Origin of the sequence: Trichococcus shcherbakoviae, assembly GCF_963666195.1 — a bacterium.
GTDB classification, from domain to species: domain Bacteria; phylum Bacillota; class Bacilli; order Lactobacillales; family Aerococcaceae; genus Trichococcus; species Trichococcus shcherbakoviae.
Genome location: NZ_OY762653.1, coordinates 2,727,619 through 2,748,769, shown reverse-complemented (window position 1 = coordinate 2,748,769; position 21,151 = coordinate 2,727,619). Strand labels below are relative to the sequence as shown.

General features: G+C 45.4%; 14 protein-coding genes, 1 pseudogene and 1 riboswitch. Of the genes and pseudogenes, 2 read left to right on the top strand and 13 right to left on the bottom strand.

From position 1 onward, the window contains the following. Positions 1-55: 55 nt before the first annotated feature. From typA to gdhA, 11 genes are all read right to left on the bottom strand, one after another. The gene (gene typA / locus ACKPBX_RS13005) at positions 56-1,894 is read right to left on the bottom strand and encodes a translational GTPase TypA (protein ID WP_086628220.1); all 1,839 of its coding nucleotides are present in this window, start codon (positions 1,892-1,894) and stop codon (positions 56-58) included. A 368-nt stretch (positions 1,895-2,262) separates the two neighbouring features. Further along, positions 2,263-3,537, bottom strand: a complete 1,275-nt coding sequence (gene icd / locus ACKPBX_RS13000; protein ID WP_319995593.1) for an NADP-dependent isocitrate dehydrogenase — start codon at positions 3,535-3,537, stop codon at positions 2,263-2,265. Beyond that, entirely contained in the window at positions 3,534-4,682 is a 1,149-nt protein-coding gene (locus ACKPBX_RS12995) for a citrate synthase (RefSeq protein ID WP_319995592.1), read from the bottom strand. The genes icd and ACKPBX_RS12995 overlap by 4 nt, the downstream gene beginning before the upstream one ends. Before the next feature lie 53 nt (positions 4,683-4,735). Beyond that, positions 4,736-7,447 carry an aconitate hydratase AcnA gene (acnA, locus tag ACKPBX_RS12990; RefSeq protein WP_119093102.1) on the bottom strand — a complete coding sequence of 904 codons (2,712 nt, stop codon included), beginning with the start codon at positions 7,445-7,447 and terminating at the stop codon, positions 4,736-4,738. A 468-nt stretch (positions 7,448-7,915) separates the two neighbouring features. Then, positions 7,916-8,689: an inositol monophosphatase family protein gene (locus ACKPBX_RS12985; protein ID WP_119093103.1), complete on the bottom strand. Its 774-nt coding sequence runs from the start codon at positions 8,687-8,689 to the stop codon at positions 7,916-7,918. A 48-nt stretch (positions 8,690-8,737) separates the two neighbouring features. Beyond that, positions 8,738-9,016 carry a UPF0223 family protein gene (locus tag ACKPBX_RS12980; protein WP_086628225.1) on the bottom strand — a complete coding sequence of 93 codons (279 nt, stop codon included), beginning with the start codon at positions 9,014-9,016 and terminating at the stop codon, positions 8,738-8,740. A 102-nt stretch (positions 9,017-9,118) separates the two neighbouring features. Further along, positions 9,119-10,525 (bottom strand): dihydrolipoyl dehydrogenase, encoded by a 1,407-nt coding sequence (lpdA, locus tag ACKPBX_RS12975; RefSeq protein ID WP_119093104.1) that lies wholly within the window; start codon positions 10,523-10,525, stop codon positions 9,119-9,121. A gap of 9 nt (positions 10,526-10,534) precedes the next feature. Beyond that, a complete protein-coding gene (locus ACKPBX_RS12970) occupies positions 10,535-12,181 on the bottom strand; it encodes a 2-oxo acid dehydrogenase subunit E2 (protein WP_319995591.1) in 1,647 nt (548 codons plus the stop codon). Positions 12,182-12,287: 106 nt separating this feature from the next. Beyond that, the gene (locus tag ACKPBX_RS12965; protein WP_086628228.1) at positions 12,288-13,265 is read right to left on the bottom strand and encodes an alpha-ketoacid dehydrogenase subunit beta; all 978 of its coding nucleotides are present in this window, start codon (positions 13,263-13,265) and stop codon (positions 12,288-12,290) included. 2 nt (positions 13,266-13,267) lie between these two features. After that, a complete protein-coding gene (pdhA, locus tag ACKPBX_RS12960) occupies positions 13,268-14,377 on the bottom strand; it encodes a pyruvate dehydrogenase (acetyl-transferring) E1 component subunit alpha (RefSeq protein WP_319995590.1) in 1,110 nt (369 codons plus the stop codon). Between the two features lie 614 nt (positions 14,378-14,991). Beyond that, a complete protein-coding gene (gene gdhA / locus ACKPBX_RS12955; RefSeq protein ID WP_086628230.1) occupies positions 14,992-16,338 on the bottom strand; it encodes an NADP-specific glutamate dehydrogenase in 1,347 nt (448 codons plus the stop codon). Between the two features lie 218 nt (positions 16,339-16,556). On the opposite strand from gdhA, the gene def reads away from it, so the two are divergent. Continuing rightward, complete coding sequence (gene def, locus ACKPBX_RS12950; protein WP_086628231.1) at positions 16,557-17,117, top strand: peptide deformylase; 561 nt, start codon at positions 16,557-16,559, stop codon at positions 17,115-17,117. Positions 17,118-17,450: 333 nt separating this feature from the next. On the opposite strand, the gene ACKPBX_RS12945 is transcribed toward def, so the two are convergent. After that, the gene (locus ACKPBX_RS12945) at positions 17,451-18,191 is read right to left on the bottom strand and encodes an amino acid ABC transporter ATP-binding protein (protein WP_407433628.1); all 741 of its coding nucleotides are present in this window, start codon (positions 18,189-18,191) and stop codon (positions 17,451-17,453) included. Positions 18,192-18,210: 19 nt separating this feature from the next. Then, positions 18,211-19,889 (bottom strand): annotated as a pseudogene (locus ACKPBX_RS12940) (ABC transporter substrate-binding protein/permease). A 193-nt stretch (positions 19,890-20,082) separates the two neighbouring features. Further along, a riboswitch (Lysine riboswitch) is annotated at positions 20,083-20,237 on the bottom strand. Positions 20,238-20,437: 200 nt separating this feature from the next. Here ACKPBX_RS12940 and ACKPBX_RS12935 point away from each other — a divergent pair. Further along, complete coding sequence (locus ACKPBX_RS12935) at positions 20,438-21,151, top strand: HAD family hydrolase (protein ID WP_319995587.1); 714 nt, start codon at positions 20,438-20,440, stop codon at positions 21,149-21,151.

The window sequence follows — 21,151 nt, the reverse complement described above, 5'->3', positions numbered from 1 at the left end:
AAAAAGGCCCGAGGCAATGATTGCCAAGGACCCTTTTCCAGAACTTGCTTTCGGATTATTCTGCTTTTTTCTTGCGTTTTGCAGCTTTTTCGCGCTCATTTTTATCCAGGATTTGTTTACGCAGACGAACACTTACAGGTGTCACTTCGCAATACTCATCTTCTCCCATGAATTCAAGAGATTCTTCCAGCGTCAATGTGCGTGGACGTTTGATCACGTTTGTAGAATCTTTGTTTGCAGAACGGATATTCGTCATTTGTTTCGCTCTTGTGATGTTGACAGCGATATCTGTGTCGCGGGCATTTTCGCCGACAACCATACCTTCGTAGATTTCCACACCAGGTTCGATGAAGATCGTACCACGATCCTCTACGCCCATGATGCCGTAAGTTGTTGTTTTGCCTGTTTCAGTAGAGACAAGCGCGCCTTTGCTGCGTCCGCCGATTTTTCCTGGCAACTCTGGTAAGTACGCTTCAAACGTATGAGCCATGATGCCATAACCGCGTGTAATGGATAAGAACTCAGTAGAGTAACCGATCAGTCCACGTGATGGAACAAGGAAGATGATACGGACTTGACCATTTCCGCTGTTTTGCATATCCTGCATTTCAGCTTTGCGTTGGCTGATTGTTTCGATTACGGAACCCATGTATTCCTCAGGGGTGTCGATCTGAACACGTTCAAACGGCTCGCATCTTACGCCATCAACTTCTCTGATGATAACTTCTGGACGGGATACTTGTAATTCGTAGCCTTCACGACGCATGTTTTCAATCAGGATGGACAAATGCAATTCGCCACGTCCAGAAACGATCCAAGCATCAGGAGAGTCGGTAGGATCAACACGCAAAGATACGTCAGTGTGCAATTGTTTCATCAAACGCTCTTCGATTTTGCGGGAAGTGACCCATTTACCTTCACGACCTGCGAAAGGAGAGTTGTTTGTAAGGAAAGTCATTTGCAGTGTAGGCTCGTCGATATGCAGAACCGGCAAGGCATCACGGTGGTCGACAGGAGTCACTGTTTCACCAACAAAGATATCTTCCATACCGGAAATGGCAATCAAATCGCCCGCTTTTGCTTCTTCGATTTCGATACGGTCCAAACCAAAGTAGCCGAACAGTTTTGATACACGGAAATTCTTGAATGAACCGTCCAATTTAAGTAAAGATACTTGATCCCCAACTTTGATTGTGCCACGGAATACGCGTCCGATACCGATACGGCCAACAAAGTCACTGTAGTCAAGTAAAGCTACTTGGAATTGCAATGGTTCAGCAGAGTTGTCGATTGGAGCTGGAATGTGTTCGATGATTGCATCAAAAACGTTATCCATTGTATCTTCTTGTTCAGTTGGATCATCTGACATGCTTGAAGTACCGTGCATTGCAGAAGCATAGACAACCGGGAATTCCAATTGTTCGTCATCAGCGCCCAATTCGATGAATAATTCCAGAACTTCATCCACGACTTCAGCAGGTCTGGCAGTCGGTTTGTCGATTTTGTTTACAACGACGATAGGAATCAGTTTTTGCTCCAAGGCTTTTTTCAATACGAAACGCGTTTGCGGCATCGTACCTTCGTAAGCATCGACAACAAGTACTACACCATCAACCATACGCATGATACGTTCTACTTCTCCACCGAAATCCGCGTGTCCTGGCGTATCCATGATGTTGATGCGCGTACCTTTGTATTGTACAGCTGTATTCTTCGCCAAGATCGTAATTCCGCGTTCTTTTTCAAGATCGTTGGAGTCCATTGCGCGTTCCATAAGTTCAGTTCTAGCGTTCAATGTATCCGATTGTTTCAACAATTCATCTACTAATGTTGTTTTACCATGGTCGACGTGGGCGATGATTGCAACATTACGAATATCTTTTCTAAATTCCATTTGTTGTTTTCCTCCAAAATGTTTACTTGTTTTTCACTGCTGTTTGATATGCCAACTGCTACTGCCATTATATAGTCGATCACAATTCTGAATTTGAACTTCCCATCAGTTTTCGTTTACGGAATAGGTGAAAACCCGTTGAAAACTCATGAAGACAACTATCAACTTGTCCAGTCTATCACCTCCGGAACCATTTGGAAAGAAAAAAGTTCAATGTAACGGCTTTCTTGAAAAAGTTTTTCTTTCAGTTGTCACTCAGGCTCAACTGGCCCTGACCAGCAAGTATTCAGGGCCAGCCTCTTTTTGGCTTAATCCGCAAAAAGAGACATAATCCAAAAAGATTATGCCTCTGTTTTTTTGATTGGGTCCTACATGTTTTTGATGACCAGTTCCGCAAATCCAGAGCAGCTGACTTTTTGGGCAGCCTCATCCTTCATCAGATAATAGAAATCGCGTGTGACTGTTTTGTTGGCAATCGTCTTTTCGATGCCACGGGTGATCAAGTCGCTGACTTCATTCCAGCCGATATAATCGAACAACATAGCACCTGACAACAGCACCGATGAAGGATTCAATTCATCCAAGCCGGCATATTCCGGTGCAGTGCCGTGTGTTGCTTCGAAAATAGCATGCCCAGTGTCCTCATTGATGTTAGCCCCGGGTGCAATCCCGATTCCGCCCACTTGAGCAGCCAACGCATCAGAAATATAGTCACCGTTCAGGTTCAATGTAGCGATGACGTCATAGTTCTCAGGGTTCATCAAAATCTCCTGTAGGAAGATGTCGGCGATCCGGTCCTTGATGATCAACTTGCCTTCCGCTACAGCATCTTCATAAGCTTTATCAGCTGCCGCCCTGCCATCCGCAGCTTTTACGGCATCGTATTGGGCCCAAGTGAAGACTTTATCGCCAAATTCGCGTTCAGCTAAAGCATAGCCCCATTTTTTGAAACCGCCCTCTGTGAATTTCATGATGTTGCCTTTGTGGACCAAGGTCACTGAAGTGCGCCCATTTCCCAAGGCATATTTGATGGCGCTGCGGATCAAGCGTTCCGATCCTTCGATTGAAACCGGCTTGACGCCGATTGCTGATGTCTCAGGGAAGCGGATTTTGTCCACGCCGAATTGGGTCTGCAGAATCTCGATGATTCGTTTTGCCTCTTCGCTTTGCGCTTCGAACTCGATCCCTGCATAGCAGTCTTCGGTATTTTCCCGGAAGATGACCATATCGGTTTTCTCAGGTTCTTTCAATGGTGTCGGCACGCCTTCGAAATAACGGACAGGGCGCAAGCATACGAAAAGGTCCAATGTCTGGCGCAAAGCAACATTCAAAGAACGGATGCCCCCGCCGATTGGTGTTGTCAGTGGTCCTTTGATGGCCACCAAATGTTCACGGATGACATCCATAGTCTCGTCAGGCAACCAGGAACCAGTCAAATCGAATGCTTTCCCTCCTGCAAGCACTTCTTTCCAGACGATTTTACGGGAATCGCCGTAGGCTTTCTCAACTGCGGCTTCAAATACTTTTTTGGATGCTTGCCAAATTTCCGGACCGATGCCATCCCCTTCGATGAAAGGGATGATCGGAAAATCAGGTGTGTGCAACCCTGTTTCATTCATAACAATTTTTTCGCCAACTGTCATTGTGCTGTACCTCCAATAGTTTCTTTTTCAGTCAAAGGGATGTAAGTAAGATTTACGGCTCCCACATATTTAGAACGCGGACGGATCAAGGTAGCTTCACGCTTTTGCTCAAAGACATGCCCTAACCACCCGGAAACACGGCTCATTGAAAACAATAGCGTGAAGAGGTCATGTTCGATCCCGAAGCAGTGATAAACAGTTGCTGAGTAGAAATCCACATTCGGAATCAAACCCTTTTCCTTCAATAGATAGTCTTCCACTTCGCAGGAAAGATCATATAAATCTTCTTTTCCGAATTCCTGGGTCAATTCCTTAGCCATGCGTTTCAAATGTTTCTTGCGGGGATCTTCCGTTTTGTAGACACGGTGACCGAATCCCATGATTTTTTCTTTATTGTCCAACTTTGATTTCAAGTAACCTGGAACATCTCTGGTGTCTGATTCAGCGATTTCGGAGAGCATATCGAATACGCGCTCATTTGCGCCACCGTGCAAGGGGCCCTTTAGAGCTCCGATAGCACCTGTGATACAAGAATAGACATCCGTCAGTGTAGAAGCTGCAACGCGTGCAGTGAAGGTCGAGGCGTTAAGATCGTGATCGGCATGGAGTACCAAACAATGATTATACGCTCTGACCAAATCCGGATTCGCTTCTTCGCCTGTCAACATATACAGGAAATTGGCTCCGAACGATAGGTCCTCGCGTGGCGCGATCGGATCCAAACCTTTGCGTAATCGGGCAAATGCGGCAACGATCGTCGGAATTTTTGCTTGTATCGAGATTGCTTGAATGTAGACAGAACGTTCGTCCATATCTTCCGCATACGGATCGAATACGCCCAATAGTGAGACTGTCGTGCGTAAGACACTCATCGGGTGCAGATTTTGGCGGCACTGTATTTTCAGGCAAGCAATGACACTTTCAGATAAGGCCATATGCGTGTGAAGATCTTGCTCCAACTGCGCAAATTCTTCCCGGCTAGGCATTCTTGAATTCCACAACAAAAAGATGATTTCCTCAAACGATGCATCTTTTTCCACTAATTCGTCGATATTATATCCTGAGTAGGATAATTGTCCCTCAACAATTGCGCTTAGGGAGGTTTCTGATACGACAACGTCTGCTAATCCTTTATGTACTTCCATGATTTTTCTCTCCTCTCAAAAACCTCTCTTCAGCAAATTGGATGGCTTGCTACTTAATAAGCAAGCCCCATTTTTTTACGGATCACCATCGGCAGGATGCCTCCGTTACGGTAGTAAGTCATATCCACTTCAGAATCAAAACGGGCAATGGTCGTAAATTTGATTTCTTGGCCATCTGATTTGACTGCCGTCACCGGAATTTCCGCATGGATGCCGACACTATCGTTCAAATCGATCGTGATTTTTTCCGATCCGTCCAGTCCCAGACTTTCTGCATCTTGACCTGTTTGGTATTGCAAAGGCAATACGCCCATCATCACAAGATTCGAACGGTGGATTCTTTCATAGCTCTTGGCGATGACTGCTTCGACCCCAAGCAGTTTGACACCTTTGGCAGCCCAATCGCGGGATGAACCCATCCCATAATCGTCACCTGCAAAAATCACTAATCCGGTTCCGTTTTGACGGTATTTTTCTGATGCATCAAAGATACTCATCTCTTCGCCGGTCGGCCAGTAAATCGTGAAGCCGCCGTCTTTGCCAGTTACCAGTTGATTGCGGATACGCATATTCGCCAACGTACCGCGCATCATCACTTCATGATTTCCGCGTCTTGCGCCGTATGAGTTGAAATCACGGACGCCCACGCCTTTAGAAGACAAATATTGTCCAGCTGGTGTGCTGATGTCGATGCTTCCTGCAGGGGAAATGTGGTCGGTCGTAACCGAGTCACCGAATTTACCCAATACCGATAGCCCATTCAAAGATACGATTGGCTTCGGTTCAGGCGATAAATTCTCGAAGAATGGCGGATTTGCGATGTAGGTCGATCCCTCTTCCCACTGGTACAAAGCGTCATCATTCGTTTCGATCGCATTCCATTCAGCATTGTCATCAAACACATGCAAATATTCCTCTTTGAATATCTCAGGTGTCACAAAATCACGGATCATCGCTTCGACAGCGTGTCTTTCTGGCCACAGATCAGCTAAGTAGACGGGTTGACCATCTTTGCCATTGCCGATAGGCTCGGTTTTCAGATCGATGTTCATCGTACCTGCCAACGCATAAGCGACTACCAATGGCGGCGACGCCAAGTAGTTGGCTTTGACCAATGCGTGGATCCGTCCTTCAAAGTTACGGTTTCCGCTCAATGCGCTTGAAACCAATAAGTCGTTGTTTTTGATTGCTTCTTCCACTTCAGGCAAAAGCGGTCCTGAATTTCCGATGCAGGTCGTACAGCCGTAGCCGACGGTATTGAAGCCCAGTTCTTCCAGGTAAGGCAGTAAACCGGCATTATCCAAATAAGCAGTGACTACTTTTGATCCGGGTGCCAACGAAGTCTTGACGTATTTCGGAACGTTCAGTCCCAATTCCACAGCTCGTTTCGCCAATAATCCGGCACTCAACATTACGTATGGATTCGATGTGTTCGTGCAGCTTGTGATGGCCGCGATTGCAATGTCTCCTGTTTTCATCTTCACTTCTTCTCCATCGAGGATAAGCGAAACTTCTTTTTCTGTTTCATCTTCGGATAATCCAAATCCGGCATTGCCTTTCGGCGCAACCAAGGATCTTTGGAAATCTTCTTTCAACTTCGATACCGGCACCAAGTCTTGAGGGCGTTTAGGTCCTGCAACATTGGCCTCGATTGTGCTCAAGTCGATTTCAACGACTGTGGTGTATTCTGGTTCCGGATCTTCAACACGGTAGTAAAGATCGTTTGCTTTTACGTATTCCTCTACTATAGAGACATGTTTTTCATCCCTGCCTGTCAACGTCAAGTAGTTAAGCACTTCATCGTCAACCGGGAAGAAGCCGCAGGTCGCACCATATTCGGGCGCCATGTTGGCGATGGTCGCACGATCCGCTAATGTCATGGAAGATAATCCAGGACCGAAGAATTCGACAAATTTTCCGACTACTTTCATTTCACGCAATTTCTGCGTGACTTTCAATGCCAAGTCGGTTGCGGTAGCTGCTTCCTGCAATGAATTTATGAAGCGTACACCTACGACTTCAGGAACCGGGAAGAAGGAAGGCTCTCCCAGCATGCTGGCTTCCGCTTCGATTCCGCCAACTCCCCAGCCCAATACGCCAAGCGCATTTGCCATCGTCGTATGCGAATCCGTTCCCACCAAAGTGTCAGGGAAAACTAAGCTTCTGTTCTCATCGATTGCTTTTTCTGTGACGACTGATGCCAAATATTCAATATTGACTTGGTGTACGATACCAGTTGCAGGTGGTACGGCGCGGTAGTTGTCGAATGCTTTTTGCGCCCAGCTTAAAAATTGATAACGTTCCTGGTTACGCAGGAATTCCATCTTCATGTTCGCGATCAAGGCTTGCGGGGATCCGAAGTTATCAACTTGTACGGAGTGATCGATGACCAGATCAACTGGCACTTCCGGATTGATGATAGCTGGATCTCCGCCTAAATCATGGACCGTTTTTCTTAAGGAAGCCAAGTCAACAACTGCCGGCACCCCTGTGAAATCCTGCAGGATAACGCGGGAAGGTTTGAATGGTATTTCGCCCTCGTTCGTTTCAGTTGCGCTCCAGTTAGATAAAGTGACAACATGTTCTTCCTTGATGCCGCTTTCTCCCACCTGACGTAACAATGATTCAAGCAGAACTCTGATCGAGTAAGGCAGTTTAGCGATTTTGATTTTTTCATTGTTTTCTAATTTTTTTAATTTATAGTATTCATACTGATGACCATTTAAACTAAAAGAAGCTATGGCATTTTGATTAAATTCTGACATTGTATAACCCCCGTTTATCATCTTTTTCACATTCAACTCATTTAATACGAAGATTATAACCATAATTTAATCAAATGTAAATGTTTTAAATAAAAAAAACACCGTCAGGATGCGCAATCAATTGGAAAAACCTTACATGGATTTGTAAGGTTTTTCATTAGAAAAAATGAGAGACCTGCCTCCAATCACACCAAAAATGAGATTCCCCCTCATTAAGCATCATTAGAAAGGGTCTTAAATACTCATTTATTTATCATTTTTAGGTTTTTTCTCACATTTATGATTTTTAATCTAATCCTCTTTCTGAGAAAAGTAATTTCTTTTTTCAACACAAGTGAATAAAATCGTTTATACCATACCTTCCCATGTCATGATTCCTGACATCTTTCGTTAACCAAAAAAAAGTGAACAAAATACATTATTCTGTATCTTGTCCACTTAATTTTAATCTTAATGAGGCTCCGACATTCATTGCCATTCGTTCTTGATCTCCTGGAAAGCACATCTGTTGGCGACAATCACTGCATTATTCTGGAGCAGGTTTATTTTTTCTCCCGTAACTTGTCTATATACCAAGCCCACCTCTTCGGCTATGACCAATCCGGCAGCGATATCCCATGGGGCCAAGGAAGGAGCGATATAAGCCACCAGTTTACCGGAAGCAACCCAAGCTGTTTCCAACCCGGCGGAGCCATTCACGCGCAACCCACTGCTGTTTTTTGCGATTCTGCGCGCTTCCCCCGCATCCGATACCACCAACCGGTTGCTGATTGCGACCAAACCCTCAGAAAGAGGCAGTTCCTCCACGGTCGGCAGTCTTCGATCGTTGCAGTAAGCGCCATTATGCCGGATCGCAAAGTAGAGCTCATCCCTGACGACATCATAAATATATCCCAGATGGCCGACACCATCTTCATAGATCCCTATCATGATGGCGAAATTTGCTCTCTGCTTGATGAAATTGAGGGTACCATCAATCGGATCGATGATCCAGACAATCCCTTCCAGATCCTGTATATCATGTCCTACGCTTTCTTCTCCCAAAATACGCTCATCAGGGAAATGCGCAGTGATTTTCTCATACAGGAACAACTCGATTTCCCGATCCATGTTTGTCACCAAATCCGTTCGCGACGTTTTTTCTTTAATTTCAAGTTCTTTATTGAACGATTCCCGCAGCAAATCTGCAGCCTCATGCAACCAAGACATGATCAGGCTGTGTCTTTTATCGATCTGATTCATCCGGCCCCTCCCTTCTCCTGCTTCTATATCTGCGCCTTAACCAGTCATTTAACGCTCCCCAAGGAAGATCTTGTTTTTTTCGCTCTTCTTTATTTCCTGCAGCACCTTGTACAAGGAGTAACCAGATTCTTTTTCGAACTGATTGCCGTATTTCTTTTCCTGACCGACTGAAGGCAGCACCGTTTTAAATTCCCGGTAAGCCTTCATAAAGTCTTCTTTGCTGATCCCACTTTCATAAGCACGCTCGACAGCATTCCATAAAGAGATGACTTTAACGATCTCCTCTTTGGACCATTCTACTTCGAACGGATAGTCATAATGTTGCATCTTATTCCCTCCATCTGATTCCTGTTTCTACTATATTATACATGACAAAAAAAATAAAGAGAATCCGGATCCGGATTCTCTCTACCTTTTACTATTTTTGAATTAGATGTGGATCGGCATGCCCAAAGCCAATTCGGCAGCGTCCATGATTGTTTCGGATAATGATGGGTGACCGTGGATCGTCAACGCGATATCTTCTGCGTTCATTCCAGCTTCAATCGCCAATCCAAGCTCAGCGATGATTTCGCTGGCATTCACACCGGCAACTTGCGCGCCGACAAGAACGTTGTCTTCTTTTGTCGTAACCAAACGGACAAAGCCTTCTGTCTGGTTCAAAGACAATGCGCGTCCGTTACCTGATAACGGGAATTTGGATGCTTTGACATCCAACCCTTTATCTTTTGCTTCGGCAGCAGTGAAGCCGATGGTAGCTAATTCAGGATCCGTAAAGGCAACCCCTGGCATAGCGCGGTAATCAACTGCAGAAGGATGTCCTGCAATAGCTTCAGCAGCAATTTTAGCTTCATAGCTGGCTTTATGAGCCAAGGCAGCACCAGGAACGATATCGCCGATCGCAAAAATGTGTTTTACATTTGTGCGGCCTTGATTATCGACCTTAACCAAACCACGGTCAGTCATTTCAACTCCGACTACTTCAAGACCCAAGTCATCCGTATTTGGACGGCGACCGACAGTAACCATTACGTAGTCAGCTTCGATAACTTCTTCTTTACCGTTTGCTTCATATTTGACGGTTACGCTGTCTCCGTTGTCGACGGCTTCTTTAGCCATTGCTTTCGTGACGACTGTAACGCCTTTTTCTTGGAATGATTTTTCAACGAACTTGACCATATCTTTTTCAAATGTCGGCAAAATTTGTGGAGACCCTTCAAGAATAGTCACTTCAGAGCCTAGGTTAGCGTATGCTCCGCCTAGTTCAGTACCGATGACACCGCCACCGACGATGACTAATTTCTTAGGAACTTCAGTCAAATTCAATCCGCCAGTGGAATCGATGACGCGTCCGCCAAATTTGAAACCTTTGATTTCGATCGGACGGCTACCAGTAGCGATGATCGCATTTTTGAAAGTGTACGTTTGTGCTGCATCTTCAGTGAAGACACGCAATGTTTCTCCGTCATTGAAGAATGCATTACCACGGATGATTTCAACCTTGTTTTTCTTCAACAAGTACTCAACACCGGACGTCAATGTTTTGACGACTTTGTTGTCTTTCCATTCTTGAGTTTTCGAGAAGTCCAGTTTCACATTTTCAGTTGTGATACCGAAAACGGAGGAATCCAAAGCTTCTTGATAATGATGTCCAGCAGAAATCAATGCTTTTGAAGGGATACAACCGACGTTCAAACAAACGCCTCCGATCCATTCTCTTTCGATGATTGCTACTTTTTGTCCTAATTGTGCAGCGCGGATGGCAGCTACATAGCCACCAGGTCCCGCTCCAACAACAACTGTATCTAATTCAACTGCGAAATCGCCTACTACCATTGTCTATTTTCACCCTTCCATCAATAATAATTCTGGATCAGCCAATAATCTCTTAATGTTGTTCATTGCTTTTTGAGCAGTTGCGCCGTCAACGATACGGTGATCGAAACTCAATGAAAGTTTCATAACGCGGCCGACTGCCAATTCGCCTTCTGCATTGACGATAGCTTGTTGCGCTATCGTTCCAACACCAAGGATGGCCACTTCAGGGTAGTTGATGACTGGCGTGAAGAATCCGCCGCCAACAGAACCGATGTTGCTGATAGTTACAGAACCGTTTCTCATATCCGCAGCTGCCAGTTTGCCGTCATGGGCTTGCGCAGCCATGTTGTTGATTTCATCGGCAATTTTGAACATGCCTTTTGTATTTGCATCTTTAACGTTCGGTACGAACAGACCGTTGTCTGTATCTGTAGCGATACCGATGTTGATGTAGTTCTTCAATACGATTTCTTGAGCGGCATCGTCGATTGAAGCGTTCAGGATAGGGAAGTCACGTACAGTCGCTGCCAAAGCCTTAACAACATAAGGCAAGAAAGTAAGTTTTGTTCCTTGCGCTGCAGCAACATCTTTGAATTTCTTGCGGTGATCCCATAATTTGGACACTTCAACTTCATCAAACAAAGTTACGTGAGGCGCTGTATGCTTGCTGTTGACCATCGCTTTCGCAATCGCTTTTCTCATCGGAGACATTTTTTGACGTGTTTCCGCTTCGCCCATAGTGGATGTGAATGGTTGAGCTGGCGCTGCAGCTTGTGTTGCTTGAGCTGCTGCTACAGGAGCCGCTTGGACTGCTGCTTGTGCCGAAGCTTGACCTTGGACTGCTGGAGTCACAGCTTTAGCTGCCACTGGAGCCACTCCGCTGAAGTTATCGATATCTTCCTTCAGTACACGACCACCTTTTCCAGTCGGTGCAACTGCAGTGATGTCGATGCCTTTTTCGCGTGCGTATTGACGGACGGATGGCATAGCCAAAACTTGCTTATTAGGATTTGCTGCTGCAACCACGCCTGATGACGCTGGTGCAGTTGAAGCTGCTGCAGGTGCTGCGGCTGCTTTTGGTGCTGGCGCTGCTGCGGCCGGGCCATTTTGGCCTGGTGCATCGATTTCCACCAATACATCGCCGATGACTGCAACCGTGCCTACTGGCGCTACGATGCGGACTACTCTGCCTGTAACAGGAGATGGAATCTCTTCAACAGATTTGTCGTTCTGCACTTCAACCAATGTATCATCTTCATTGATCATATCGCCTTCTTTGATAGGCCAAGAAACGATTTCACCTTCCATGATACCTTCGCCTAGAGCAGGCAATTTGAATTGGAACAGTCCTCCTGTTGAAGCTACAGGTGCTGCTGGAGTTGATGCCGCTGAAGCTGTTGCTGGTGCAGGATCTTCAGAACCTTCATCTTCATGACCTGGAGCATCGATTTCCACCAATACATCTCCAATGACTGCAACCGTACCTACTGGCGCAACAATCTTCAAGACTTTCCCGGTTACTGGGGATGGGATTTCTTCGACTGATTTATCATTTTGTACTTCTAATAATGTATCATCTTCATTGATGGTGTCGCCTTCTTTGATTGACCAAGAAACGATTTCACCTTCCATGATACCTTCGCCTAGAGCAGGCAACTTGAATTTAAAAGACATTTTCTTAACTTCCCTTCATTTGTCTATTTTTGGATTTCCGACGCACAAAAGCGAACAAATACAATTCTCTGGGATATGGAATTGTATTTGTTCAAGCTTTCAGCTCTTAGAAATGATAAGTTTCTCTTACTTTATTCTCGATATCAGTAGCATTCGGTAACCAAATGTTTTCTGCTTGACCGAACGGGAAGACAGTATCCGGAGCAGCTACACGTCCGATAGGAGCTTCTAACGATAACACTGCACGTTCAGAAATTTCGGACATGACCATTGCGCCCACACCAGCTTGACGCTGTGCTTCTTGGACTACTACGACACGGCCTGTTTTTTGTACAGAGGCAATGATCGTTTCGACATCAAGAGGAGCAACCGTACGCAAATCGATTACTTCAACCGAAATGCCTTCTTTTTCTAGTGTTTCTGCAGCTTTGATAGCTTCGCGGACCATTGCGCCGTAAGTGATGACGGACACGTCAGATCCTTCTTTTGTGATGGCAGCTTTGCCGATAGGAACAGTGTACGCTTCTTCAGGAACTTCATCACGGAATGAACGGTACAATTTCATGTGCTCCAAGAAGACAACAGGATCGTTATCACGGATAGCTGAAATCAACAAACCTTTTGCATCATATGGGTTCGAAGGGATAACCACTTTCAAACCTGGTGATTGAGCCATCAAGCCTTCCAAGTTATCCGAGTGCAATTCAGGTGTATGCACACCGCCACCGAAAGGAGAGCGGAAAACGATAGGCAAATTACGCGTACCTGCCATGCGGTAACGTGTACGTGCAGCTTGTGCTACAACTGTATCCATTACTTCAAATACAAAACCGAAGAATTGGATTTCCGCAACGGGACGGAAACCTTCCAACGCCAAACCGAATGCCAAACCACCGATACCGGATTCAGCTAAAGGAGTATCAAACACGCGGTCTTCTCCGAATTTTTCTTGAAGTCCTTGTGTTGCACGGAATACACCGCCGTTTTTACCAACGTCTTCTCCGAAGATCAAAACGTTTGGATCGTTTGCAAGTTCAATTGCAAGCGCATCAGTGATGGCTTGGATCATAGTTAATTGTGCCATGATTATTTAGTCTCCTTTGCTTCGTAGTACGCGATTTGTTCTGCTATAGTTTGGTTAGGTTCTTCGAACATGCTCTTCAAGAAGTCAGATACTTTTTGTTTAGGAGCTTGGTCAGCTTCCTTGATGGCATCTTTGATCTCTTCTTTGACTGATTCGATGACTTCATTTTCTTTTTCTTCAGACCACAAACCTTTTGCCGTCAAGAATTTGCGCATGCGGATCAATGGGTCTTTTGCTTGCCAGCCTTCCAATTCAGCAGTGTCACGGTAACGTGTTGGATCATCACCTGACAAAGTGTGTGGACCAAAGCGGTAGCAGATTGTTTCGATCAATACAGGGCCATTTCCGGCAACAGCGTATTCTCTTGCTTTTTTGGTTATGGCATATACAGCCAAGATGTCCATTCCATCGACTTGGATACCAGGGATTCCGGCAGCCATAGCTTTCTGCGCCAACGTTTGAGCAGCTGTCTGCACGTGGCGAGGTGTTGAAATCGCCCATCCGTTATTTTGGATGAAGAAGATGGCAGGTGCTTTGTAAGATCCAGCAAAGTTGATTCCTTCATAGAAATCCCCTTGCGAGCTTCCGCCGTCACCAGTGTAAGTGATGGCAACATTTTTCTTGTTGCGTTTCTTCAAGCCCAACGCGACACCGGCAGCTTGCACGTATTGTGCGCCGATGATGATTTGCGGTGGTAAAGCTTTGATGTTGTCAGCATATTTATTGCCATCCACATGGCCTCTTGACCAAAGGAAAGCTTGGGTCAACGGCAAACCGTGTTTGACCAATTGAGGAACATCGCGGTAACCAGGCAACAAGACATCTTCCTTGTCGATTGCTGCGATACTTCCTAATTGGCTCGCTTCCTGACCGGCTGTCGGCGCATAGAAACCTAATCTACCTTGACGATTCAACGCAGTTGAACGTTCATGCAAAATTCTGGACCATACCATATCTGTCATGAATTGAACCAATTGTTCATCAGAAAGATCTGGCATAAGGTCAGGGTTCACAATATTCCCTTCTTCGTCCATGATTTGGACCATGCGAAAATCTGTGTTCGTGCTGCTTAATAATGCGTCAATGTCGATTTTTGTTTGTTTTGTAGCCATGCTAACACTTTCCTCTCTATTCCCTTGATATTTCATCTCTGTCGATGAGGTTTATACAGATGATTTCAACTGTATCAATTCACAGTTGGTACATGAATAATTTACCACGCATCCGAGATATATGCAAGGCAAAAGGAAAGTTTTCGATTTTTGTGCACAGAATATCTATCGCTACTTAATTGTAAGCGTTTAACAAATCAGTTTTGTTCATTTGTTAACGAGTGCTGCCCCTCGCTATTTTAACGTAAATTAATGCATTATTATTATGTATGTTTACAGATTGTCGCAATCAGACACAAGGAGTCTGTACTACATTTAAAATAAAACTGTTTCTATAAAAAATATGAACCCTTGATGGAATAGGCTTTCAAAAGTATAACAGCCTTAATATTATAACTACCCCTTTTTCGATAATCATTTTCTGCATTTTTTCATAACCACTTTACAATTTTCTCTCGGCTTCCAGCCTGCCATTCCATTCATTCACGAAATCACAAACTCACTACTATGAAAATATGATTAGAGCCCATGCGCATTCCCCTCAAAAACAAAGAAAAAAGGTTATTTCAATTAAGAAATAACCTTTTTTAGAAAAATTTATGCAGAAACTTATTTTAAACCAAACCTTGATAAATCATAGCATCGGCAACTTGCACAAACGCTGCGATGTTGGCACCTGCCAAATAGTTGCCCGGTATGCCGTATTCTTCAGCTGTTTTTTCTGCTGTCTTAAAAATGTTTGTCATGATCTCCTGCAGCTTGCCGTCGACTTCTTCGAATGTCCAATGACTATGGGCACTGTTCTGAGCCATTTCCAACGCGGAAGTAGCTACTCCACCTGCATTGGCTGCTTTAGCCGGACCATAAAAAATGTTATTGTCTGCATAGATTTCCACAGCTTCCAAAGTGCTAGGCATGTTTGCGCCCTCGCTGACACAATAGACGCCAGCTTTGACTAATCTTTCAGCTTGTTCTTTGTCGATTTCATTTTGCGTTGCGCTAGGCAAGGCAATATCATAGTTCAGATCGAAGTCCCAAACGCTGCCATCTTTATATACCGCCGTCGCTTTTTCGGCAGCGTAGGCAGTCAATCTTTCACGACGAACTTCTTTGATGTCCTGAAGCAAAGCGACATCGATGCCCGTTTCATCGTAGATAAATCCATTTGAATCGGAACAAGCCACAACCGTACCACCAAATTCATGAACCTTTTGGATAGCATAGATGGCAACATTTCCGCTTCCGGATACTATCACTTTTTGGCCGGCAAACGATTTCCCGTTCGCTTTCAGCATTTCTTGTGTATAGTAAACCAACCCGTATCCTGTCGCTTCTGTACGAGCCAAACTTCCGTTCATGACGACCGGTTTGCCCGTCAGAACACCTGTCTCAGCGCCATTCAAGCGTTTGTATTGGCCATACATGTAGCCGATTTCGCGTCCGCCGACACCGATATCGCCAGCAGGGACGTCCAAAGTAGGCCCGATGTGTCTTTGCAGCTCAGTCATGAATGATTGGCAGAATCTCATCACTTCAGCGTCGGTTTTGCCCTTAGGATCGAAATCAGATCCGCCTTTACCGCCGCCGATCGGTAATCCGGTCAGGCTGTTTTTGAAGATCTGTTCGAAACCTAAGAATTTCAGGATGCTTTCATTGACTGTCGGGTGGAAACGCAACCCGCCTTTGTATGGTCCGATCGCTGAATTGAATTGGACACGGAAACCTTTGCTGACTTGAACGTCCCCTTTGTCATCCATCCAAGGAACACGGAAGGAAACGATGCGTTCAGGTTCTACCATTCTTTCAAGAATGTTCCATTTTATGTAGTGCGGATTCTTTTCCAAAGCTGGTTCGATCGTGTCGAACAACTCCCTAACCGCTTGTAAAAATTCTTTTTGATGCGGGCCTCTGTCTTCAACCTTTTTATAGACTCCTTCAATATAATCTTTAGCAACTGTCATAAAAATCATCTCTCTTTCGCTATAAAGTAAGAAAAACCTCACACCGTCGTGTAATCATTTTTTCATTTTCTTATTTTACACATACCCCTTCTTTATTACAAGAAAAAGATGAGTCTAGCTTTTTTTTTTCGAAACGTGTACTATGTAACGTGAAGTGTTTTGTAGTTTGCTAGCCCAATCATTTCAATATAAAAACCAACAAAAGGAGGAATGCATGCATGATCACTATGGATAACATCATCCGGGAAGGTCATCCTACATTGCGGAGGTCGGCTGACTTGGTCACTTTCCCTTTATCTGCGGAGGATCGAAAAATCGCCGCAGAAATGATGGAGTTCCTTTCGAACAGTCAGGACGAAGAAATCGCCGAGCAACTCAACTTGCGCGCAGGTGTCGGTTTGGCAGCTCCGCAAATTGACGTATCCAAGCGCATCGTTGCGCTACTGATACCAGGGGAGTATGAAGATGATCCTCCGGAATTGGCTAAAGTGATGTTCAACCCTAAAATCGTAAGCCACTCCATCGAAAGCGCCTGCCTTAAAGGTGGCGAAGGTTGCCTTTCCGTGGATCGCGAAGTACCGGGGTTTGTCGTCAGACATAGCCGGATTACGGTAGCTTACCAAGATGCCGAAGGAGTGACACACAAAGCCCGCTACAAAGGCTACACAGCCATTGTGGTTCAACACGAAATCGACCATCTCAACGGTGTCATGTTCTACGACCACATCAATGAACAAGCACCCTTTGCAGTCGCAGACGACGTCATCATTATTGAATGAGAATGAAAAAGAAGGGGCTGTCTCAAAATGAGTCAGCACCTTCTTTTTGGTTTGCTGGTATGATTGTCTAGTCCGGCGTTCGCATTTATGATTGTGATTGTGAGCGCGATTCCCCGCCAAAATGGTTTTGACGGGGAATCGAGTGTTGTCCGTGGACGTTTTTCCCCGCCAAGGTAGTTTTGGCAGGTTTTCTGACCGTGATTTGAACTGTTTTTCCCCGTCTAACCGCTTTTGGCGGGTTATTTTTGAGCATTCATTCATTTCCCAAATAGAAGGGGCAGTACCAAAATCAGAAAGTACTTTTCTGATTTTGGTACTGCCCCTTCTTTGTTTTTATTTTGTAAGATATCTCTCCAGAAATTGCTTCGTGCGTGCCTCGGTTGGATGATTGAAGATATCATCAGGGGCTCCCTGCTCCAGGATGACGCCTTGATCCATGAAGATGACGCGATCGGAAACTTCCTTCGCGAACTCCATTTCATGCGTCACGACGATCATCGTCAAGCCACTGTTGGCAAGATCCTTCATGACCTTCAATACTTCTCCCACCATCTCCGGGTCCAAAGCCGATGTCGGCTCATCGAACAACAGCGCATCCGGCTCCATCGTCAAAGCGCGAGCGATAGCGACGCGTTGTTTTTGGCCGCCTGACAATTGATCCGGTTTGGCGTTTATGAAGTTCCCCATCCCGACCTGTTCCAGATAGCCCATGGCGATCTTTTCGGCTTCTTGCTGAGACTTTTTAAGGATTTTCACAGGTCCTACCGTGCAATTATGCAATACATCCAAGTTGTTGAACAGATTGAACTGCTGGAATACCATCCCCAATTTGCTGCGGTACTTGAAGATATCATGCTTCGAGTCCAGAACGTTTTCACCGTTGTAGATGATTTCTCCCGCTGTAGGTTTTTCAAGCAAATTGATGCATCGCAACAGAGTCGATTTACCGGATCCCGATGAACCGATGATGCACACAACTTCCCCTTTATTCACGCTGAAATCGATGTCCTTCAGCACTTCATGTTGACCGAAGTTCTTCTTCAGATGCTGTACGTCAATTACTTTTTCCATCAAATGATTCCTCCTGTGGCAATTAATTTGCTCTGTCTCTTTCTGCTTGTTTTTTGCGAGCCATTAATTCTGGTGTAGTCAATTGGTCTTGACCTGCACCCATCATCTGATAATTATCAGGGCCTTGCATTTTTCTTTCGATAGCACGCAGAATGCGCGTCACCGTGAAGGTCATGACGAAGTAAATGATTGAAGCCACGAAGAATGATTCGAAATAACGGAAGTTATTCCCGGAAATCGATTTGGTCGTAAAGAACAATTCCGAAACGGAGATGACGTTCAATACGGACGTATCTTTTATGTTGATGACGAATTCGTTCCCTGTCGCCGGCAGGATATTCCGGATCACTTGCGGCATGACGACATTCCGCATCGTCTGCAAGTGATTCATCCCGATTGCTTGAGCGGCTTCGAATTGCCCTTTGTCGATGGAAATGATCCCGCCGCGGACGATCTCCGACATATAAGCGCCCGTATTGACCGATACGATCAAAAGCGCTGCAAAGATGCGGTTCATGTCGATGTCAAACGCCAATGCGGCACCATAATAGATGACCATGGCTTGCACGATCATAGGCGTGCCGCGGAAAATTTCGATGTAGCATGACAGCAAAAAATTCACCACGTTGTACACGTGTTTTTTCCAACCCGATTCCGCAACCGGGATCGTACGGATGACGCCGATCATCAGACCGATCCCCAGTCCGATGATGGTTCCGATTAAAGCTATATATAATGTTGTCCATGCACCTGATAAAAACTGTCTCCAGTTTTCTTCGATGATGCGGATAACCCAACTAAACTCCATTTAATGTATGCCCCTTTTTGATGTTCCGTCAGTCTTGATTATTCAGCTGATGGTTGGTTTTGGATTGCTTCATCCATCATTTGGATGCGTTCTTCTTCTGTGATGCCGCTCAGGATCTCATTGATCTGGTCTTTCAATTCACTTTCTTTGATCAAACCGATTGCGATTTCTGAATCAGCCGCGGACAATTCGAAAGTATCCGTTTCATCCAATTCGATCATTTTGAAAGCGGAATTGGCTGCTGAAGCGCTGATGGCTTCCGGACGTTCCGATACGTAAGCATCAATTGTGCCTGATTCCAAAGCTACGCGCATGGAAGTGAAACTGTCCATTGCCGGTTGCTTTTGCACGCCTTCAATCTGATCGATGACGCCATAGTGCAACGTATTCAACTGTGCGGTAACTTTTGCGTCCGCGAAATCAGCCAAAGTTGTCGCATCTGCATAAGCGCCATCCGCTTTGACGACAAGTACTAGTTCAGTCGTATAGTAGGAATCCGAGAAATCAATCGCTTCTTTGCGTTCCTCTGTCGGCGACATGCCTGCAACGATAGCATCGATTTTAGATGAAATCAACGCCGGCACCAGGCCATCCCATTCCGTCTTAACGATGACCAGTTCCTTACCTAAACCGTCCGCCACTTTTTTGGCCATCTGAACATCATAGCCATTAGCGTACCCGTCAGCGCCGTCGATTTTCACTGCGCCGTTGCTGTCATCATTTTGGGTCCAGTTGAAAGGAGGGTAGCCTGCTTCCATTCCGACCACGAATGTTTCAGAATCCGCTGAACCGTTGGCTGCGGATGAATCATCAGTGGCTCCGTTACCGCAACCCGCCAAAATAAACAAGCCTGTCAATGCTGCCATTGTTTTTTTCCATGTTTTTACTGTCATCTCTATTTCCTCCTAATGTATATAGTCTTTTTTTTACTGCTCAAAAATAATAAAAAATAACCCTTCTTATACGGCCGCTTTTGTCCACCTTTCTTCCCATAGAGCGTCATAACAACGATAATTCAGTCCGTTTTTGTGCAAAAAAATAGACTATAAAGCAAAAGGCCCTATAATCCAGCTTCCTTCTGCCCGCAATACCGAAAGTACTCCACAAACGATTTTGGGCAAATCGTTCTGACAGTGTCAGGATTCTTAACCCTGACCCCAACACAGCAAACGCTGTATTTCGGCGAACACCCCTTTCAAACGGGCATTTTACTCTTGATGTTCGCAGCCTCTTTCATTATTGTATGATCGTATGACATTATTGTATGTTATTATACTGTACGGATTTTTAATTTGCAACAAAAAGCGCTTTGCCCCGCCATCCGAAGCACTACACTCATCGACGGGCACCATCACGGATCGTCCCTATTTTTTCCGTTTCAAAAAATCGGTTTCGGATGCTATACTGACTGCAACGACAAAAGGGAGGAACTACCTCAATAATGCTTACTATACTATTCGATTTAGACGATACTTTATACGACACAGCAAGTCCGTTCTTCCAGGCGCTGGAAAATTACCGCTTGGAGAACAGCCACAGCGACGAAGAAACCTTCGCACTTTTCCGCGAACATTGCGATGCGGCTTTCGATCTGTTCTCCAATGGGGAGCTGACGCTGGCCGAGTCCCATATCATGCGCACACAGCATACGTTCGCCGACCTGGGCCTTGCGCTCACCAACGAAGAGGCGATGCACTTCCAGGAAACCTACCAAAAGAGGCAAGCAGAAATCACGTTAAGCCCAGGCATCGATCAACTTTTGAATGAGCTGGAAAGTCGGAACATTCCGATTGCGGTCTTCACAAACGGTCCTGAAAAGCACCAGATGAAAAAGTTCAACGCCTTGGGTCTGGAGAGATGGGTGCCGCCCGCACGCACCTTCATTTCCGAAAAAATCGGTTGCCCAAAACCCTATGCCGAAGCCTTCGCGCATGTGCAGGAGGCTTTGAAGGCCAGTCCTGATGAGCTGCTCTTCATCGGGGATACCTACGAAACGGACATCATCGGCGGCCAGGCTGCGGGTTGGACTACTTTGTGGTATAACCATCGCCAGAAACCGGAAGATGAAAAAGTGGTGCTGGAGCCAACCTTCTATTCTGTAGCGGAAATGCACCAAGCCATAAACAATAACATCTCAAAACGAAAGGAAATATGA